Raw genomic sequence first — 18,167 nt, forward strand, 5'->3', positions numbered from 1 at the left:
AAATGAGGCTATTTACAGCCTCATTTTTTTCATGTGCATAAAATTCTTTGTTATTTTCGCATTAGTTCATTATAGTATAGATATAAAGGATTGCTAATATCGAATAAATATAACAAAAAAGCTTTATTTTACATAATAAGAGGATGTGTATACGATGTCATTACAGACTAAATATATAGCGGGTATTTCGCTTGGGGTTATGGGCGTAGGTTTTGCGGCTTCAATCCCTTTTCAAGGAACGGTAGCTGGAGAAATTATACAAGGTGGATTTGAAGCTGGGTTAGTTGGTGGACTTGCGGATTGGTTTGCGGTTACAGCTTTATTTCGTCATCCGTTAGGAATCCCAATTCCACATACAGCATTATTACCGAAAAATCGTAAGCGGGTAACAAAGGGACTCGTTTCTACGTTAGAAAATGAATGGCTGACGAAAGACAGTATTACAAGTAAAGTAAAAGAAATGCAGCTAGCGCAAATGGTACTGCAAATTGCTGAGAAAGAGTTACAGTCTGACGCTGTGAAAAAAGGGATTGTAACAATTGCTGAGAAAGCGATTCTTCAAATAGATACGGAAAAATTAGCAGTTATTATTGAAAAAGAATTAAAAACGTATTTGCATACAATTAATACAAGTAACATATTACAAGTTCTCGTGGATCAATTAGTAGTGCAAGAATATGATGAAAAAACACTTGATTACATATTAGTAAAAGTGAAAGATTGGACAGCTCAAGATGAAGCACGTTATCAGCTCGGAAGCTTAGGCATGAAGGCGATGGAAAACATAAAAGTAGATGGATTCCTACAGTTTACTTTGAAATCGTTTATGAATATTGTTGATGAGGATAAAATCGGCGGCATTTTGCAGAAGTTTATCATTAGCAATATTAACAGCTTACAAGATGCAGATAATAGCACAAGGCAACTTATATTAGCGAAAATTCGTCAAGAGATTATAAATGTAAAAGAAAATGAATCTTTATTACAGGAATTAGAGAAGTGGAAAGAAAAATGGATTGCAAATTGGGATGCTACTGACAAAATAAAAGAGATGCTAGAGCAAGTACAGAGTAGGGCAGTTACTTTTGTGAAGAATGAAGAATTTGCTGATAAATATGTTGTTCCATTCTTACAAACACAAATGAATAAAATAAAAGAAGACGAATTGACTGTTCAAAAAATAGAAGATTGGTTACAAAAACAAGTTGTTACTATTGTTGAAAAGAATCATTCGAAAATTGGAAAGCTTGTGCAAGAAAACCTTGATAAGTTAGATGATAAAACATTAATCGAAATGATTGAAAATAATGTCGGTAAAGATTTGCAGTGGATTCGTGTGAACGGGGCTGTTTGTGGTTTTATGATTGGATTAATTTTAGAAGGAATAAAAGCGATTATATGAGAAAAACCTTCCACAATTGTGGAAGGTTTCTTATTTTTCGATAACGCTCATATTTAAATTATAAGCTTTCTCAATATTTAATTTGTACGTTCCATTTCCTGTTTTTATCGAGTTTTTATACCAATGTTCTTGCCCATTTAATTCTGGATTTTCTTCTGAAGAATTATTTTCTTTTTTCGCTAAATCTTCTACTTGTTCCCAAGGTGTGTTTCCGTGAGTTTCTTTTTGATTTGTTACGGCTGTTAAAGAAACATCACTTTCTTTAGTTAAATGAACAGATACGTTTGAACTGTTTTGTACAAACCAATTATTTTGTAATTGACCTGGATAAAGAGATAGTTCGTTATTCGAAGCGCGGATCTCTACATTTTTATTTTGCGGAAGAACGAGTGTTTGTTTCACCTGTGGTGCGAAGTTAAAAAACGTATGCTGAACCGGTAATGGTTTTAACGTTATATACATCGTTTCTCCAGCCGTTTGAACTGAAAGGAAATCCTCTTGTTTTAAATTAGGTTTTTCATTTGCCTTTGTCGTCATTTCATATGTTCCAAAAAGATGAATTTGATTTGTATTATTTCCCTCTATCGTTAGAGGGTGATGCCCCGCATCCACTACGATTTTTTTGATAGATTCAGGTATATCAAGTTGTCCGTCTGGAATATTACTCGTTTGTCTAGTTGTGTTAATAGAATGACGAACTTCTTCTAGCAATCCAGTTGATAATAAGCAGTAAAAAGCAATTCCAACACTTCCTAAAACTCCGATAAAGAAAATACTAAAAATATCATATTTAATAAATGAATGTTCCTTCTTAGAAAATAGAAGGTATAGTAAAATTTCAGCGCCAAGTATGATAAGTAAAACAGGCCACCATGCTGTTAATGTATCTAATGCTTGAACTCCTTTTACGACTGAAAATAGTAAAAAGCAACCTAATGTAATAATGGAGAGCCCCATTGAGAATGTTCCAACGCGCCATGTTCTCATTCGTTTGTACCACCTTTGTTTTCTTTATTTCCAAGTAATAATTTAAAGCCGCCACCAATTAAAAGGAGAGCAACGATAGATGTTTGGAAATAGCGATAATATAGTTCGCTAAGATGAATATTAAATATAGTTGCAAAATAGTCATTCAAAATAGGAAGGACTGTTTGATCTAATAAATAATAACCACCGAGTGTAATTAACCCAATACCGATCCATCTTTGATGATTTATAAAATAGTCAATGATAGGTTCGTCATTTACACGTTCTTTTCCGTATTTTGCAGTTTGCTGTAACGCATCAAAAAAGCTATAGAACCAAATGATTGGTACTAAAAATAAAAACGCAGAAAGTCTTAATAAGTCGAGCAAATAAATAGATAGTAAAAAGGCTGCCATAAGCTGAAGACCACGGCGCTGTAAGCCTAAATACATATGTCCTGCTCCAGGAAACATTGCTAAAATGGAAGCGAATGTTTTATTTTTCTTTCCTTGTTCTCGGTGCTCTTCAAACTCTTCGAAAATAGTACGGTCATCTAGTTGCTCTCCGCGTTCTTTTTTCTGTAGTTGTTGAACAACATCAAAGAAGTTATAAATCCATAAAACAGGTAGCGTAATAAGGAAGATGAGAAAACTTTCTTGAGATGTTAAGAGTGCAACGAATATAATCATACTTCCTATTCCTGTACAAGCTACTAAAAATGTAAGTCCTCGCTGCATAAGTCCTAATTGAAAATGACCAAGCCCAGGAATGATTGATAGAAGAATGATATAAAATCGTTCGCTTTCTTTAGAGGACTCTGTAAATTCTCCGGCTGCTTGTTTTTTCGATTGATTAATAATAGTGATAACTAAATCTAATAAATTGATCGCCCATAACACGACTAGTAAAAATAGAGAAAGAAAAGCAATATCACGCGCTCCTAATGCTATTGTACAAAATGCTGCAAAGATAAATAGAAATAAAGCCCCGCCGCTATATAAAATAAATCGTCCGAATTTCTTTAAATATAAATGTCCAAGCCCAGGAATTAGCCCTAACACAAGTGCTAAAAAGGGATTTTTATTCATGCTTTGAACCTCCGTCCTTTTTTGATGTGTCTACCGATTTGTTTACAATTTGTTGTGAGATAGAAGACTCGTTATGTTTTGAAGATTTCTCGAAATTTGATGTCGCTGTGAAAATATACTGGAATAAACCACTTACCATAAAAATAATTGTAGCCGCAGTCGCAATTATGTAGTGAATAATTGTGCGCTTTAGTGAGTTTGTTTTTATATTTTCATTAGGCTGTAACGTTTCAAAATTAATTTGCGTCATAACTTCGTTCGTAAATGAATCATCATTTATCATTGGAAGGTTTTCGTGTTGTTCATCAATACTTTCCATATAAAGTGCTAAACAATGATCACATTCATAAAGATGTTCTTCCATAGATTCACGTTCATTGTTTGATATAACATCTAATGTATAATTGCGCCAATCTTCTTTTGAATAATGCATCATAGAAACTCTTCCTCCTTCCAATGTTTTTTAATCCATTTTCTTGCCCGATACAGTTTCATTTCGACTGTTTTCACTTCAATATTTTCTTGCAAAGCAATTTCTTGATAACTTTTTTCTTCTAAGTAATGTGCGAGAACGACGTCACGGTAATTGTCGGGAAGTTCTCGCAGTTTTTGAGCAATGAGTAATTTTTGCTCTTTCGTCAATAATAATGCCTCAATATTATGAGAGGATTTTATATTTTCCGCAGTTTCTTTACATAAGGAGAGTTCTTCGTTTTCTCTAGCTTTTTTTCTCTTATAATCAATAGCGTGATTGGTGGCAATACGTGCCATCCACGTTTTTAATCCGCGAAATTGATAATTTGGGAGAGAGGCGTGAATTTTTACGAATACTTCTTGTGTAACATCTTTAGCATCTTCTTCATGTCTTAAAATGGAAAAGATAACTTGAAAAATATAATGACGATATGTTTGTACAAGGATACGAAAAGCATGTTCGCTTCCTTGCTGTGCTTTTGCAACTAATTGTTTTTCCTCAATCGGTCTCTCCCTCCTTTTTGACGCATTCTATTATATAGACGTAAGAAATGATAAGTCACCCTACACATGTTATAAAAAAAGAATAATATATTTTTAGCAGGAGGGCTATATGAAAAAGGTGTGAAAAAATGGTAAAGAGAAGTATATAATGAGCAAAGAGGAAATGCTACATGGAGAAAGGATGTGAATGTTAGTAGGATAAGGTCCATACTAACAAACATGAAAATTAAAATATTAATAGCCGATGATAATTCTTTTATTAGAGAAGGTATGAAAATTATTTTAAATACATATGAAGAGTTTGAAGTATTAGATACCGTAAATGATGGAAAAGAAGCTGTAGCGTATTGTAAAAAGTATGAAGTTGATATTGCGCTTTTAGATGTTCGTATGCCAAACATGAACGGGGTAGAGGCGACGAAGTTAATTTGTGAAGAGACAAAAACGAAGCCTCTCATTTTAACGACATTTGATGATGATGAATATATTTTGGACGCAGTAAAAAACGGAGCGAAAGGTTATTTATTAAAAAATAATGATCCGGAGCGTATACGTGATGCGATAAAAGGAGTTTATAACGGTCAAACTGTTATGCAAGATGTAGTGCTTGATAAAATTAAGTCTAATTTAATGGAAAGTAAAGAGGAAGAATCTAAAATTGATAAGAGCCTTTTCACAGAAAGAGAGCTTAGTATTATCGCATTAATTGCGAAAGGTTTCTCAAATAAAGAAATTTCGAAGCAACTTTTCATATCTGAAGGAACGATTGCAAATTATATTACATCAGTTTTAGGGAAAACTGGACTAGAACATCGCACGCAAATTGCGATTTATTACTTAACAGGGAAAGTAGATTAATGTTATGGAATTTTGGTTAACTGTAAGTAAACTTATTGTCTTTTTATATATAGTGTTTAGCTACATTCATTTAAATGTTACGAACTTACCGTGGATTATACTTACTTTGCTTTTATATCTTTCTGTCAATGTGTTGATCTCTATATTTAAAAAAGATACGTACAAAAACATATTAACTTGTGTGTCAATTGGCGTAGTTATGTTATTTACATGGAAGGTTCATCCGTTTTTTATTTTGTTTTTACCTTTGAACTTATATGAAATTGCAAATTATTACATAAAAAAGAAATGGTTAATCTTTTTCATTATGATTCTTCCTATTATTTTTATAGGTGAAGGTATTCAAATGACGTATGGACTTATTAGTGCATTTTGTTTTTTTTCCTTAACGATAGCTCATCGCTATATAGCACGATTATTAAAACTAGAAATGCAAAATGATAAAATGAGAAAAGACATACAAAGACTTACGAAAAGCTTAAATGAAAATAAAGATTACATAAGGCAATCTGAATACACATTTAAATTAGAGGAAAGAAATCGACTATCTCAAGAAATTCATGATAAAATCGGTCACTCAATGACAGGTGCACTAATTCAAATGGAAGCAGCAAAGAGATTAATGGAAATAGATAAAGAAAAATCTGCGGAGTTATTACAAAATGCCATTCATATTTCAAAAGATGGAATTGAAAGCATTCGGATTACATTAAAAAATATGAAGCCATCAACTGAGCAAATTGGCATTCATCGTATGAAATTATTCATAGAGGAATTTGCCGGTAAGCATGATATGAATATTCCTTTCGTTTATAAAGGTAACTTAGATATGATTTCTCCCATTCAGTGGAAAATTATCGGTGAAAACGTTACAGAGGCGTTAACAAATGCGATGAAATATGCTGATGCGACAGTCATTTCAATCGATATTCATGTACTGAACAAGATGGTGAAAGTACAAGTGAAGGATAATGGTAAAGGTGCAGCTCTTGTTAAGAAAGGTCTCGGTATTATGGGGATGGAGGAGCGAACAGCGTCTGTAAACGGAAAAATTATTGTAGATGGAACAAGTGGTTTTTCAGTAACAATGTTATTGCCGATATAAGAGGATGAGACGAGGATGAATCATCTCATATGAAAAAAGTGAATAATCTCATGTGAAAAGGGTGAACTTCTGCACTGAGCAGGTTCATTCTTTTTGTTTATAATAAAAGCAGAGAAACCGAAATAGGGGTGAAATGATGAATACATTGGAAATTAAAAATTTAACGAAAAAATTTGGTGACTTCATCGCAGTAGATAATATGTCTTTATCTATTAAAGAAGGAGAGATATTTGGCTTTTTAGGATCAAATGGTGCTGGTAAAAGTACAACAATTAATATGATTGCTGGTTTGTTAAGAAGTAATGAAGGTGAAATTAGCATACTAGGAAAAAATATAAAGAAACATAATCGATTTGCGAAAATGAATATCGGTATCGTTCCGCAAGATATTGCGATTTATGAAGAGTTAACTGCCTATGAAAATGTGAAATTCTTTGCTGGATTGTATGGATTACGAGGAGCCGAGCTAAAAGCGAGAGTAGAGGAAGCACTTCAATTTGTAGGCCTTAGTGATAAACATAAAAGTTATCCGAAAAACTTTTCTGGCGGGATGAAACGAAGACTGAATATCGCTTGTGCAATCGCTCATAGACCGAAGTTAATTATTATGGATGAACCGACAGTTGGAATTGATCCGCAGTCAAGGAACTACATTCTTCAGTCTGTCCGAAAATTAAATGAAATGGGAAGTACGATTATTTATACGAGTCACTACATGGAAGAAGTAGAAGAGATTTGTACGAAAATAGCAATTGTCGATCACGGTAAAGTAATTTCAGAAGGAACGAAAGAACAGTTAAAAGCGATTATTACAGATACGAAAGATATTTGGATTGAAGTAAAGTCAGTAGAAAATTTAGATGTAGAAAATTTAAAAGAGATAAATGGTGTGAAAGCTGTTCAAATTGAAGATAACGTAATCAAGGTAAACTCGGATGCAGGATTAAATAATTTAAATAAAATTATTCAGCATTTCATTAATCATGACATTGAAATTCGTTCGTTAGAGGAGCAGGCTCCAAACTTAGAGACAGTATTTCTTACGTTAACCGGAAGAAACTTACGAGATAAATAAAGGTAAATGAAGAAAAGGTAAAGGGAGGTTCATCAATTGAACATCTTTAACATTGCAGTGATGCACATTAAAAGAGATTTCAGGGACGTAAGAACTTTAGTTTTTATGTTAGCATTTCCGATTGTACTTATGCTTGTGTTAGGAACAGCGTTAACGAATGCATTTAATAGCGATAGTCAATCGTTTAAGGATATACAAGTGCTATATAAAGATGAAGCAAGTAGCACGTTTTCTCAATTATTTGAAGCATTTACGAAAGAAGTCGATAAATCAGGTATTCATTTTAAAAAAGCTTCCGAAGGTATAGATGGGAAAGAAGAAGTGAAGCAAAATAAATATGCTGCTTATGTAGAGTTAAATAAAGATGGTGCAAAATTTTATGGAAGTGACAAAAGTAGTATTGAGGGAAGTATTGTGGAAGGCATGCTTACAACATTTGTTGATAAGTACAACGTAGTGGCCGAAGTTGCAAAAGTAGATCCGAGTAAGGTTAGCGCAGTTATTTCAAACGGAAATCATAATGATTATATTAAAGAAACATCTTTACAAGCGGCTAAAAAACCAGGTTCTATGGATTACTATGCGGTTGTAATGACGACGATGATTGCACTGTACGCTGCAATGGGGGCGAGTTTTTTAATTAGAGGAGAACGAATACGTAAAACAGGAGATCGTTTAATTGCAGCACCTATAAGTAAGGCTGAAATTTTCATTGGGAAAGTGCTCGGTAGTCTTGTAGCGAATGCACTTTGTCTATTACTTGTCGTTTTATTTAGTAAATTTGTTTTTCAAGCGAATTGGGGCGACCATATTGGAATCATATTTATTATTTTACTAACAGAAGTCTTTTTAGCAATTAGCTTCGGTTTAGGAATCGGATATATTACAAAAACAGGTGAGGCATCTAGAGCGATTATTATGGTTGTTGTGCAATTAGCTTCTATTTTTGGTGGTGCGTATTTCGTAGTGGAAGAAAATTCCGTTACGAATTTATCACCATTAACGTGGGCAAACACAGCTATTATGAAAATCATTTATGCAAATGATGTAGGAGCGGCACTGCCGGTAATATCTTTAAATCTTGGGATTTCAGCAATCTTCTTATTAATTGCGATTATTGCATTACGTAGACGGGAGGGGCTATAGTATGAAAGATATTTTATGGCTCATACAAAAAACGTTATCTGTGCTTCTGAAAAATAAAAAGGGGCTACTCATTATTATTAGCTTGCCGATAATAGGAACGCTCATTTCCTTTTCGATATATGGGAATGTAGGGCAAGGAACGTTAAATATTGGGGTTATAAATAAAGAAAATCAACCTATCGCAAATGATACAGTGAAATTTTTAGAAGGACTCAATCATGTAAATGTTAGTAAAATTAAGGAATCTGAAGTGGAAGATAAACTCACTTCAAAAAAACTTGATGGTGTTATTACATTACAGTCTGGTTTTTCTGAAAGTGTTCGAGAAGGGAAACCGAGTCATATTGAGATTTCATCGATTAAAGGCGATCAAGTAACAGGATTTATAAAATCGTATTTATATAACTATGTTGATAACATCGCTGCGATTAGTAAAGTGGCAGGGGCCGATCAAAGTACGTTTAATAGTATGTACGCTGGTTATCAAAAAAGTTCATTTAAAGTAAAGTCTGAGACACTTGAAGATACTTCAAAAAATAAAGATATGACAAATCAAACGATGGGTTATCTTATTATGTTTATGTTATTTTCAGCAGTGAACTTATCAGGATTTATTTTAAAAGAAAAAGAGAACAGAACGTATTTTAGATTATTATCAACGCCGATTGACGGAAAGAAATTTATATTATCTAATGTCGCAGTAAATATGATGATATTAACAGTACAAATTGTAATTGCAGTATTCTTTATGACGAATGTTTTTCACACAACTATAAATATGCCTTTCATAGTTATGATTGGTGTGCTTATGATATTCGCTTTAATTGCAATTGGTTTATCGTTAGTCATTGTGTCTTTTTCAAAAAGTTCAACTGCTTCAAATGCAATGCAAAATATAGTAATAGTACCAACATGTTTACTTGCTGGATGTTATTTCCCGTACGACATTATGCCGAAAGCAGTACAAAAAGTAGCTGATTTCCTTCCGCAGCGTTGGTTACTAGATACGATTTCAAAACTACAGCAAGGCATTCCATTTTCTGAGTTGTATTTAAATATTTTAATCTTATTTGCTTTTGCGATAGCATTCTTCTTAATTGCTATTTATAAATTTGGAAGAAATAATGATGCAAGGAACTTCATTTAATGAAAAGGTGTGGCGTAATGCCACGCCTTTTTGTATTCGCAAATAAAAGTAAGAAAGACATTTCGTATGAAAAAATAATTTAATGAAACACTACGAAATAGTAAGTAATATGAGCGGAAGGAAATCAAAATGATTAAAAAAATATTGCGAGTTACTTCTATTATTATTGCTATTTTCGTTTTTATTTTAATTTGGATGCATATCGATGTTACTTTAGGAAGGAAAATGGAAGCTGGGAAAAATATGCCGACAGAGTATGCACCTCATTATAGTGACTTTCAATTATATGTAGAAGGGAAGTCGTTTTATAAACAGTTGTTTACTGATATAAGGGAAGCGAAAAGTTCCATTTACACTTATTTTTTTATTTTGTCGGATGATAAAAGTAGCCATACTTTTTTAAACTTATTAAAAGAGAAAGCGAAAGAAGGAGTAAACGTATATTTATCGGTTGATTTAATTAATGATTTATCATTTGAAAGAAAGATGAAAAAAGAATTACAGGAAAGTGGTGTTCATTTTACATACAGTAGAAAACCTGAATTGCCATTCGGATTTTATTCACTTCACCATCGTAATCATCGTCGTATTACGACGATTGATGGGGAAATTGGCTATACGGGTGGCTTTAATATAGGAGATGAATATTTAGGGAAAGATAAGAAATTTGGATACTGGCGTGATTATCATGTACGACTCAGAGGAGAAGGAGCAAAAGATTTAGAAGAGCAATTCGCTTTAGATTGGAAACGAGATGCGAAAGAAGATATAAAGAGGAGTACGAATAAGGCTAGTAAAGGGAACACGTTACATACTATGGTTAGTTACAATGGGCATCATGTCGCTGAAAAATATGTAGAGTTAATAAAACAAGCGAAGCATTCAATTGTAATTACAACACCTTATTTTATAGCGAAAAATAAAGAATTAATGAATGCTTTAATTGGAGCGCAAAAACGTGGTGTTACAGTAAAAATACTATGGTCATATAAACCAGATATTCCTCTCATTAAAGAGGCTGCATACCCTTACATCCGTCAAGCTGTTAATAATGGGATTACGGTATACGGTTATAAAAAAGGGATGTTTCATGGAAAGTTAATGCTTATTGATAATGAATTAACTGTTATCGGTACTACAAACTTTACTGCGCGTAGCTTCTATATAAATGATGAGATGAATTTGTATATTCATGGTGGATCTATTATAGCGCAAGTGAATGCGGCGTTAACGCAAGACATTGATGATTCGAAAGAGATGACAGAAGAATTTTTTGACAACTTATCTTTCTGGGAGCGTTGTAAGGAGAAAGTAGTTGGATGGGTTGATTTTTATTTGTGACGATTAACGAACAAAGGGTGTCTATAAAAGGCACCCTTTGTTAATGAAAAATACTATTTTTCATGCACAAGCATCGAAACATCATCATTAATCAACGTCCCAACATGTTCACCTAAACAAATTCTTTTCATAACGCCAGGCTCATCAAAGTTAAAGACGTGTGCCGGTAAATTATAATCTCGAGCAAGCAATAAAGCTGCTTGATCCATTACTTGTATGTTTTGCCTAACAATATCGTTATAGTTCAGTTTACTGTACATTTTCGCTGATTTGTTATGTTTCGGATCACTTGTAAAGACACCGTCTACTCCTTGTTTTGCGACTAAAATGGCGTCGCTATTCATTTCAATGGCTCTTTGTACACTTGGGTAATCTGTCGTAACGAATGGTTGCCCGTTACCACCACCGAATATGACAACATAACCGTTATCTAAATGATGTACTGCACGTAGGCGAATATATGGTTCAGCTACTGCATTAAAAGGGATGGAAGTCATAACGCGTACTTCTCTATCTGTTTTACTTGTTAAAACGCCGCGAAGCATTAAGCTGTTAATAATCGTACCTAGCGTACCGATATTATCAGCTTCTACACGATCAATTCCCCATTCTTCAGCTAGATGACCTCTGAAAATGTTACCGCCGCCGATGACAATGGATACTTCGATATCTAGGTCAATAATGGATATTATTTCGTTTGCGATATGTTCTAATCGTTTGGAGTTAAAGCTATTTCCAGATTGATCAGCAAGTGCGCCGCCACTTAGTTTAATTAGGACGCGTTTATATGGTTTCATAACAATTCCCCCTATATAGATTGCAATAAAAAAGGAACAAAGGCGAATGCCTTTGTTCCTTCGTAAGAAAATGAAATAGAAAAGAAATAGATATGATGAACTTCTTCACGTGATTTTTCATAACATCCACTCCTTTTCATCCCCATTTATTTAGAATACGTATATCTTTTAGATTATACGAAATAATCTGATGTTTTATCAAGGTTATTTTATTTCTTTTTTATAAAAAAGTGTCAATGAATATTATAAGAAATAAATTTGAATTTTTTGTGACGAACTTGTAGGTTTTTGTATGATTTTGTAGGTTCGCTTATATGATGTGTGAGTAGCTTTTATAAATTCAAATTGAAAGCGTTCGCATGAAGGGGATGAACATAAATGAAAAAATTCGGATTGGCAACACAAATTTTTGTCGCGCTTGTTTTAGGGATTGTAGTAGGGGCAATCTTTTATGGCAATAAAACGGCGATTTCTTATATCACACCAATTGGGGATATATTTATTCACTTAATTAAGATGATTGTAGTACCAATTGTTATTTCAGCATTAATTGTTGCGGTAGCTGGTGTAGGCGATATGAAAAAGCTTGGGAAACTGGGCGGTAAGACAATTCTTTATTTCGAAATTATTACGACGATTGCTATTTTAATGGGATTACTTGCAGCGAATATATTCCAACCAGGTACTGGCGTTGATATGAGTAATTTACAGCAAAGTGATATTTCTTCTTATAAACAAACGGCAGATGCAACAGAGAAGAAAGGCTTTGCAGAAACGATTGTTCATATTGTGCCGAAAAATATATTTGAGTCTATTACACAAGGTGACTTATTACCGATTATATTCTTCTCAGTACTATTCGGTTTAGGAGTTGCAGCAATCGGAGAAAAAGGAAAGCCTGTTTTTAACTTTTTTGAAGGTGTGCTCGAAGCGATGTTCTGGGTTACAAATCAAGTGATGAAATTCGCACCATTTGGTGTATTCGCATTAATTGCTGTTACGGTTGCAAAATTTGGTGTAGCAACACTACTTCCTTTAGGAAAACTAGTGCTAGCTGTATACGTAACTGTTATACTATTCGTTGTGATTGTATTAGGTATTAATGCGCGAATGGTTGGAGTAAATATTTTTACATTAATGAAAATTTTAAAAGAAGAACTTATTCTTTCATTTACGACAGCAAGTTCAGAAGCTGTTTTACCTAATATAATGAGAAAAATGGAAGAGTTCGGTTGTCCAAAGGCAGTTGCCTCTTTCGTAATTCCGACAGGTTATACATTTAACTTGACTGGATCAGCTATTTATCAAGCGTTAGCGGCATTGTTTGTTGCACAAATGTACGGTGTACACATGTCACTGACGGAGCAAATAACGCTATTATTCGTTCTCATGTTAACATCCAAAGGTATGGCGGGAGTTCCGGGTGCATCATTCGTTGTTGTATTAGCGACGTTAGGATCAATGGGCTTACCGCTAGAAGGCATCGCATTAATTGCGGGAATTGACCGCATTTTAGATATGATTCGCTCAGCTGTCAATGTATTAGGAAATGCATTAGCTGCCATTGTTATGTCGAAGTGGGAAGGCGAATTCGATGATGAGAAAGCAAAACAATATGTAGAAACGGTCAAACAAACAAAAGCAGCGTAAGAGATTGTTAAGGAGTGAGTAATCATGGCAACATTAACTGAAGTTAAAAATGGAGTACGAATCGAAAAAGATTTTTTAGGTGAAAAAGAAGTACCAAATTATGCGTACTACGGTGTACAAACAATGCGTGCAGTAGAGAATTTCCCGATTACAGGATACAAAGTCCATGAAGGTTTAATTAAAGCGTTAGCAATTGTAAAAAAAGCGGCAGCACTTGCTAATGCAGATGTAGGAAGATTGGAATTGAAAAAGGGTGGTGCTATCGCAGAAGCATCACAAGAAATCCTTGAGGGGAAATGGCATGATCATTTCATCGTTGATCCAATTCAAGGTGGTGCAGGTACTTCAATGAATATGAACGCAAATGAAGTCATTGCCAATCGTGCCCTTGAATTATTAGGAATGGAAAAGGGAGACTATGATTATATTAGTCCAAACAGTCATGTAAATATGGCGCAATCAACAAACGATGCATTCCCAACAGCGATTCATATTGCAACATTAAATGCATTAGAAGGCTTATTACAAACAATGGGTTATATGCATGATGTATTTGGATTAAAAGCAGAACAGTTCGATCATGTTATTAAAATGGGTCGTACACATTTACAAGATGCTGTGCCAATTCGTCTTGGACAAGAATTTAAAGCATACTCCCGCGTACTTGAACGTGACATGAAACGTATCAAGCAATCACGTCAACATTTATATGAAGTAAATATGGGAGCAACTGCAGTTGGTACAGGCTTAAATGCAGATCCAGAATATATTGAAGCAGTTGTAAAACATTTAGCTACAATTAGTGAACTACCACTTGTTGGTGCAGAAGATTTAGTAGATGCAACTCAAAATACGGATGCGTACACTGAAGTATCTGCAGCACTTAAAGTATGTATGATGAACATGTCTAAAATTGCGAACGACCTTCGTCTAATGGCATCAGGTCCACGCGTTGGATTAGCGGAAATTATGCTACCAGCTCGTCAACCAGGTTCATCTATTATGCCAGGGAAAGTAAACCCTGTTATGCCAGAAGTAATTAATCAAATTGCGTTCCAAGTAATTGGTAACGACCATACAATTTGCCTTGCTTCAGAAGCAGGACAATTAGAATTAAATGTTATGGAACCAGTACTTGTTTTCAACTTACTTCAATCTATTAGCATTATGAATAACGGTTTCCGTGCCTTTACAGATAATTGCTTAAAAGGAATTGAAGCGAATGAAGATCGCTTAAAAGAGTACGTTGAGAAGAGTGTAGGAATTATTACAGCCGTGAACCCTCATATCGGCTATGAAGCAGCAGCTCGCGTTGCGAAAGAAGCAATTGCGACAGGGCAATCCGTTCGAGAACTATGTGTGAAAAATGGTGTATTGTCACAAGAAGAATTAGAGTTAATTCTAGATCCATTCGAAATGACACACCCAGGGATTGCAGGAGCAACTCTTTTAAAGAAAAATTAAAAGAAGAGGGGGACAATCCCCTCTTTTTTGTTTACAATATAGAAATGCTATATATGAATAGAGGTAGGGATGTTATGAGTAAGTTTACAGTGGCTTCTAATGGTGCATTAGAAACAACATTAAGAGGAGCAGAAGTATTATCAACACCACTTTTAAATAAAGGGGTAGCTTTCACACAAGAGGAAAGAGAAGAGTTAGGTTTAAAAGGGTTATTACCGCCAGCGGTTTTAACGTTAGAAGAACAAGCACGCCGAGCGTATGAACAATTTAGTTCTCAGCCGGATGATTTATTAAAGAATGTATACTTAACAGCGTTACATGATCGAAATGAAGTGTTATTTTATCGTATTTTAACAGAGCATTTACGTGAAATGTTACCGATTGTATATACACCAACTGTAGGTGTAGCAATTCAAAGATATAGTCATGAATACCGTAAACCACGTGGCATTTATTTATCAATTAACGATCCATCAGGTATTGAAGATGCATTTGCAAATATCGGTGCAACAGCTGAAAACATTGATTTAGTCGTTGTAACGGATGGAGAAGGTATATTAGGAATTGGTGATTGGGGTGTTGGTGGAATTAACATCGCAATCGGGAAATTGGCTGTATATACGGCCGCAGTTGGAATCGATCCTAGCCGTGTATTACCGGTAATTTTAGATGTAGGTACAAATCGTGAGGAATTATTAAACAATCCATTTTATATTGGAAATCGTCACCCTCGTATAACAGGTGGAGCTTACGATGAATTTATTGATACGTTTGTTCAAGCGGTAAATAAACAATTCCCGAAAGCACTTCTACATTGGGAAGACTTCAGTTCTCGAAATGCACGAAAAATTTTAGATAAATATCGTCATGACATTTGTACATTTAATGATGATATTCAAGGTACAGGGGCAGTTTCACTTGCTGCTGTATTATCGGCAGTAAAAGCTTCTGGTGTACCGTTAAGTGAACACCGTGTAGTTGTGTTTGGTGCTGGTACGGCTGGAATCGGTATCGCAGATCAAGTAAGAGATGCAATGGTTCGTGTCGGCTTATCAGACGAAGAATCACATAATCGTTTCTGGTGTATTGACCGTAATGGGTTGGTTACAGATAATATGGAAGATCTTCTTGATTTCCAAATTCCATATGCAAGAAAAGAAGCTGAAGTAAGTGATTGGAAACAAAATGATGCTATCGGACTTGCTGAAGTTGTGAAACATGTAAAACCGACAATTTTAATTGGTACATCTACTGTTGCAGGCGCATTTAAAGAGGAAATTATTAAAGAAATGGCTTCTCACGTAGAAAGACCAATCATTTTACCAATGTCGAATCCAACGCCACTTGCTGAAGCGAAACCAGCAGATTTAATCGAGTGGACAGAAGGAAAAGCATTAGTTGCAACAGGAAGTCCGTTTGAACCGGTTACATATAACGGTGTAACGTATGTGATTGGACAGTCAAATAACGCACTTATTTTCCCAGGACTAGGTCTTGGTACAATTGTTGTTCGTGCAAGCGTCATGACGGATGGAATGTTCGCAGCAGCAGCAGAAGCAGTTGCAAGTATGGTAGATACAAGTCAGCCAGGAGCGCCTATTTTGCCAGAAGTTGAAGAGTTACGTAATATCTCTGAACTGGTTGCGATTGAAGTAGCGAAAGTCGCAGTTGCAGAAGGTGTTGCTAGAGAGAACTTAAGTGATGACGATATTAAGATTGCAGTAAAAGAAGCAATATGGGAACCGGAGTATCGCCAAATAAAAGCGGTAGAAAAGGTTAGAATATAGAAATAAAGCCCGTTTATAATTATAAGCGGGCTTTCACTTTTACAATTGAAAAAAGCATAGGAAGTGGCACCTTTGAATTGGAATCAATTATGGAAGAAAGATATGTATCTTTTAATTATATTAATGGTTGTTGTTCCGATTGCTGGAGAGCTGAATTTTCATCCTTTTAATGATATGTTTCGTGTTAGTTTCGGGACACCGCTTTTCTTCTTTTTATTACTATTTTTAAGAAGAGTGCCAGCAGCAGCTGCAGGTATTCTTGTAGGTATATCTGTAGTCTTATTTCGTGTATGTCTTGACTGGGTATTGCAAGGTTCATTCCATATGACAGAATCATTTTATTTGCGTTATCCTGTGTTCTTTTATTATTTTATTTATGGAAGTCTTTTTTCGCTTTGTAGGGTGAATAAGTTTCATCAGAAGCCAATTGTGATAGGATGTCTTGGAATTACAATTGAAATTATCGCAAGTATGTCTGAACTTGCGTTTTATCATATGTTAGTGCTGGGGACAACGATAACAGTTTCTGAAGTGAATAAACTAATTATTATTGCTATTTTTCGTAGTTTCTTTGCGCTTGGTTTTTTAAATATGATGAACTTGTATGAAACAAAATTAAAAGAATCACAAGTGCGAAAAGAAAATGAAAAAATGTTGCTGCATCTTTCTAACTTATATGTGGAATCTGTTCATTTGAAAAAAACGTTACAAAATGCGGAGTTAATTACACAAACAGCGTATCAATTATATCGGAATTTACAAGCGAACGATGATTCGAGTAGTAAAACAGCATTGAAAATAGCGGGAGAAGTACATGAAATAAAAAAGGATAATCAAAGAATTTTTGCAGGGTTATCTAAACTGTTATTAGATAAAAATGTGGCTGAGTATGTAGAAGGACATGAGCTTGCGGAAATGATTGTGAGAATAAATGAGAAGTACGCTGAAATGTTGGGAAAAGATATACGTTTTTCTAAACATATAGAAGGTGAGCATGCAGAATATCATGTGTACACGGTCTTATCAATTTTTAATAATTTAGTTGCAAATGCAGTTGAAGCAATTGCGGATAATGGCGTTATTATTATTAAGTTATATAAACTTGATAACCATATATTCTTTGAAGTAATTGATGATGGACCTGGTATTGCACAAAAATATAAGAAATTAGTATTTAAGCCTGGATTTACTTCAAAGTATGATCAAACGGGAACACCATCAACAGGAATTGGACTTTCTTACATAAACGAAATGGTAACAGAGCTCGGAGGAGAAGTGAGATTAGAAGACCGAGAAACTGGCGGAGGGTGTAAGTTTGTCGTTTGTTTACCGGAGTGCAGTTTAAAGCGGGAAGGAGAATGAA

Annotated in this window: 16 protein-coding genes; 11 read left to right on the forward strand and 5 right to left on the reverse strand. The window is 34.6% G+C overall.

All coding sequences use genetic code 11. The features are described 5' to 3' along the window. The first annotated feature begins 154 nt into the window (after positions 1-154). Entirely contained in the window at positions 155-1,402 is a 1,248-nt protein-coding gene (locus MKY70_RS09195; RefSeq protein ID WP_088031589.1) for a DUF445 domain-containing protein, read from the forward strand. Between the two features lie 30 nt (positions 1,403-1,432). Here MKY70_RS09195 and exsE read toward each other — a convergent pair whose 3' ends face one another. Genes exsE through MKY70_RS09215 form a run of 4 tightly spaced genes read right to left on the reverse strand, consistent with a single transcriptional unit; the run spans position 1,433 to position 4,434 of the window. Further along, positions 1,433-2,389, reverse strand: a complete 957-nt coding sequence (gene exsE / locus MKY70_RS09200) for an exosporium protein ExsE (RefSeq protein WP_002189124.1) — start codon at positions 2,387-2,389, stop codon at positions 1,433-1,435. Then, complete coding sequence (locus MKY70_RS09205) at positions 2,386-3,456, reverse strand: hypothetical protein (RefSeq protein WP_016119984.1); 1,071 nt, start codon at positions 3,454-3,456, stop codon at positions 2,386-2,388. Before MKY70_RS09205 ends, exsE begins: the two co-directional genes overlap by 4 nt. Continuing rightward, on the reverse strand, positions 3,449-3,892 hold the full coding sequence (locus MKY70_RS09210) for a hypothetical protein (protein WP_002126705.1): 444 nt from the start codon (positions 3,890-3,892) through the stop codon (positions 3,449-3,451). The genes MKY70_RS09205 and MKY70_RS09210 overlap by 8 nt, the downstream gene beginning before the upstream one ends. Beyond that, positions 3,889-4,434 (reverse strand): RNA polymerase sigma factor, encoded by a 546-nt coding sequence (locus MKY70_RS09215; protein WP_307897080.1) that lies wholly within the window; start codon positions 4,432-4,434, stop codon positions 3,889-3,891. Before MKY70_RS09215 ends, MKY70_RS09210 begins: the two co-directional genes overlap by 4 nt. Before the next feature lie 219 nt (positions 4,435-4,653). Between MKY70_RS09215 and MKY70_RS09220 the strand changes: the two genes are divergently transcribed. From MKY70_RS09220 to MKY70_RS09245, 6 genes are all read left to right on the forward strand, one after another. Beyond that, the gene (locus MKY70_RS09220; protein ID WP_002012250.1) at positions 4,654-5,292 is read left to right on the forward strand and encodes a response regulator transcription factor; all 639 of its coding nucleotides are present in this window, start codon (positions 4,654-4,656) and stop codon (positions 5,290-5,292) included. A 4-nt stretch (positions 5,293-5,296) separates the two neighbouring features. Continuing rightward, entirely contained in the window at positions 5,297-6,397 is a 1,101-nt protein-coding gene (locus MKY70_RS09225) for a sensor histidine kinase (protein ID WP_002126710.1), read from the forward strand. Between the two features lie 136 nt (positions 6,398-6,533). Beyond that, a complete protein-coding gene (locus MKY70_RS09230) occupies positions 6,534-7,472 on the forward strand; it encodes an ABC transporter ATP-binding protein (RefSeq protein ID WP_341024015.1) in 939 nt (312 codons plus the stop codon). A 36-nt stretch (positions 7,473-7,508) separates the two neighbouring features. Beyond that, positions 7,509-8,618 carry an ABC transporter permease gene (locus tag MKY70_RS09235; RefSeq protein ID WP_341024016.1) on the forward strand — a complete coding sequence of 370 codons (1,110 nt, stop codon included), beginning with the start codon at positions 7,509-7,511 and terminating at the stop codon, positions 8,616-8,618. A gap of 1 nt (position 8,619) precedes the next feature. After that, a complete protein-coding gene (locus tag MKY70_RS09240) occupies positions 8,620-9,765 on the forward strand; it encodes an ABC transporter permease (protein WP_002086373.1) in 1,146 nt (381 codons plus the stop codon). Positions 9,766-9,894: 129 nt separating this feature from the next. Then, on the forward strand, positions 9,895-11,106 hold the full coding sequence (locus MKY70_RS09245; protein ID WP_341024018.1) for a phospholipase D-like domain-containing protein: 1,212 nt from the start codon (positions 9,895-9,897) through the stop codon (positions 11,104-11,106). Between the two features lie 53 nt (positions 11,107-11,159). Here the strand turns inward: MKY70_RS09245 and pyrH are convergent, their stop codons facing one another. Then, positions 11,160-11,903, reverse strand: a complete 744-nt coding sequence (pyrH, locus tag MKY70_RS09250; protein WP_002012233.1) for a UMP kinase — start codon at positions 11,901-11,903, stop codon at positions 11,160-11,162. A 378-nt stretch (positions 11,904-12,281) separates the two neighbouring features. Here pyrH and MKY70_RS09255 point away from each other — a divergent pair, with 378 nt between their 5' ends. From MKY70_RS09255 to MKY70_RS09270, 4 genes are all read left to right on the forward strand, one after another. Further along, positions 12,282-13,553: a cation:dicarboxylate symporter family transporter gene (locus MKY70_RS09255; protein ID WP_060751549.1), complete on the forward strand. Its 1,272-nt coding sequence runs from the start codon at positions 12,282-12,284 to the stop codon at positions 13,551-13,553. Between the two features lie 24 nt (positions 13,554-13,577). Beyond that, positions 13,578-15,017 (forward strand): aspartate ammonia-lyase, encoded by a 1,440-nt coding sequence (gene aspA, locus MKY70_RS09260; RefSeq protein WP_088031583.1) that lies wholly within the window; start codon positions 13,578-13,580, stop codon positions 15,015-15,017. A gap of 74 nt (positions 15,018-15,091) precedes the next feature. Then, entirely contained in the window at positions 15,092-16,804 is a 1,713-nt protein-coding gene (gene malS, locus MKY70_RS09265; RefSeq protein WP_140152320.1) for an oxaloacetate-decarboxylating malate dehydrogenase, read from the forward strand. Positions 16,805-16,867: 63 nt separating this feature from the next. After that, a complete protein-coding gene (locus MKY70_RS09270; protein WP_088031582.1) occupies positions 16,868-18,166 on the forward strand; it encodes an ATP-binding protein in 1,299 nt (432 codons plus the stop codon). The last annotated feature ends 1 nt before the right edge of the window (position 18,167 follow it).

This window comes from Bacillus sp. FSL R9-9492 (genome assembly GCF_038007365.1).
GTDB lineage: Bacteria > Bacillota > Bacilli > Bacillales > Bacillaceae_G > Bacillus_A > Bacillus_A mycoides.

Coding starts and splice junctions, on each gene's coding strand:
- MKY70_RS09195 (WP_088031589.1), top strand. CDS start 155: ATGTCATTACAGACTAAATATATAGCGGGTATTTCGCTTGGGGTTATG.
- exsE (WP_002189124.1), bottom strand. CDS start 2,389: ATGAGAACATGGCGCGTTGGAACATTCTCAATGGGGCTCTCCATTATT.
- MKY70_RS09205 (WP_016119984.1), bottom strand. CDS start 3,456: ATGAATAAAAATCCCTTTTTAGCACTTGTGTTAGGGCTAATTCCTGGG.
- MKY70_RS09210 (WP_002126705.1), bottom strand. CDS start 3,892: ATGATGCATTATTCAAAAGAAGATTGGCGCAATTATACATTAGATGTT.
- MKY70_RS09220 (WP_002012250.1), top strand. CDS start 4,654: ATGAAAATTAAAATATTAATAGCCGATGATAATTCTTTTATTAGAGAA.
- MKY70_RS09225 (WP_002126710.1), top strand. CDS start 5,297: ATGGAATTTTGGTTAACTGTAAGTAAACTTATTGTCTTTTTATATATA.
- MKY70_RS09230 (WP_341024015.1), top strand. CDS start 6,534: ATGAATACATTGGAAATTAAAAATTTAACGAAAAAATTTGGTGACTTC.
- MKY70_RS09240 (WP_002086373.1), top strand. CDS start 8,620: ATGAAAGATATTTTATGGCTCATACAAAAAACGTTATCTGTGCTTCTG.
- MKY70_RS09245 (WP_341024018.1), top strand. CDS start 9,895: ATGATTAAAAAAATATTGCGAGTTACTTCTATTATTATTGCTATTTTC.
- pyrH (WP_002012233.1), bottom strand. CDS start 11,903: ATGAAACCATATAAACGCGTCCTAATTAAACTAAGTGGCGGCGCACTT.
- MKY70_RS09255 (WP_060751549.1), top strand. CDS start 12,282: ATGAAAAAATTCGGATTGGCAACACAAATTTTTGTCGCGCTTGTTTTA.
- aspA (WP_088031583.1), top strand. CDS start 13,578: ATGGCAACATTAACTGAAGTTAAAAATGGAGTACGAATCGAAAAAGAT.
- malS (WP_140152320.1), top strand. CDS start 15,092: ATGAGTAAGTTTACAGTGGCTTCTAATGGTGCATTAGAAACAACATTA.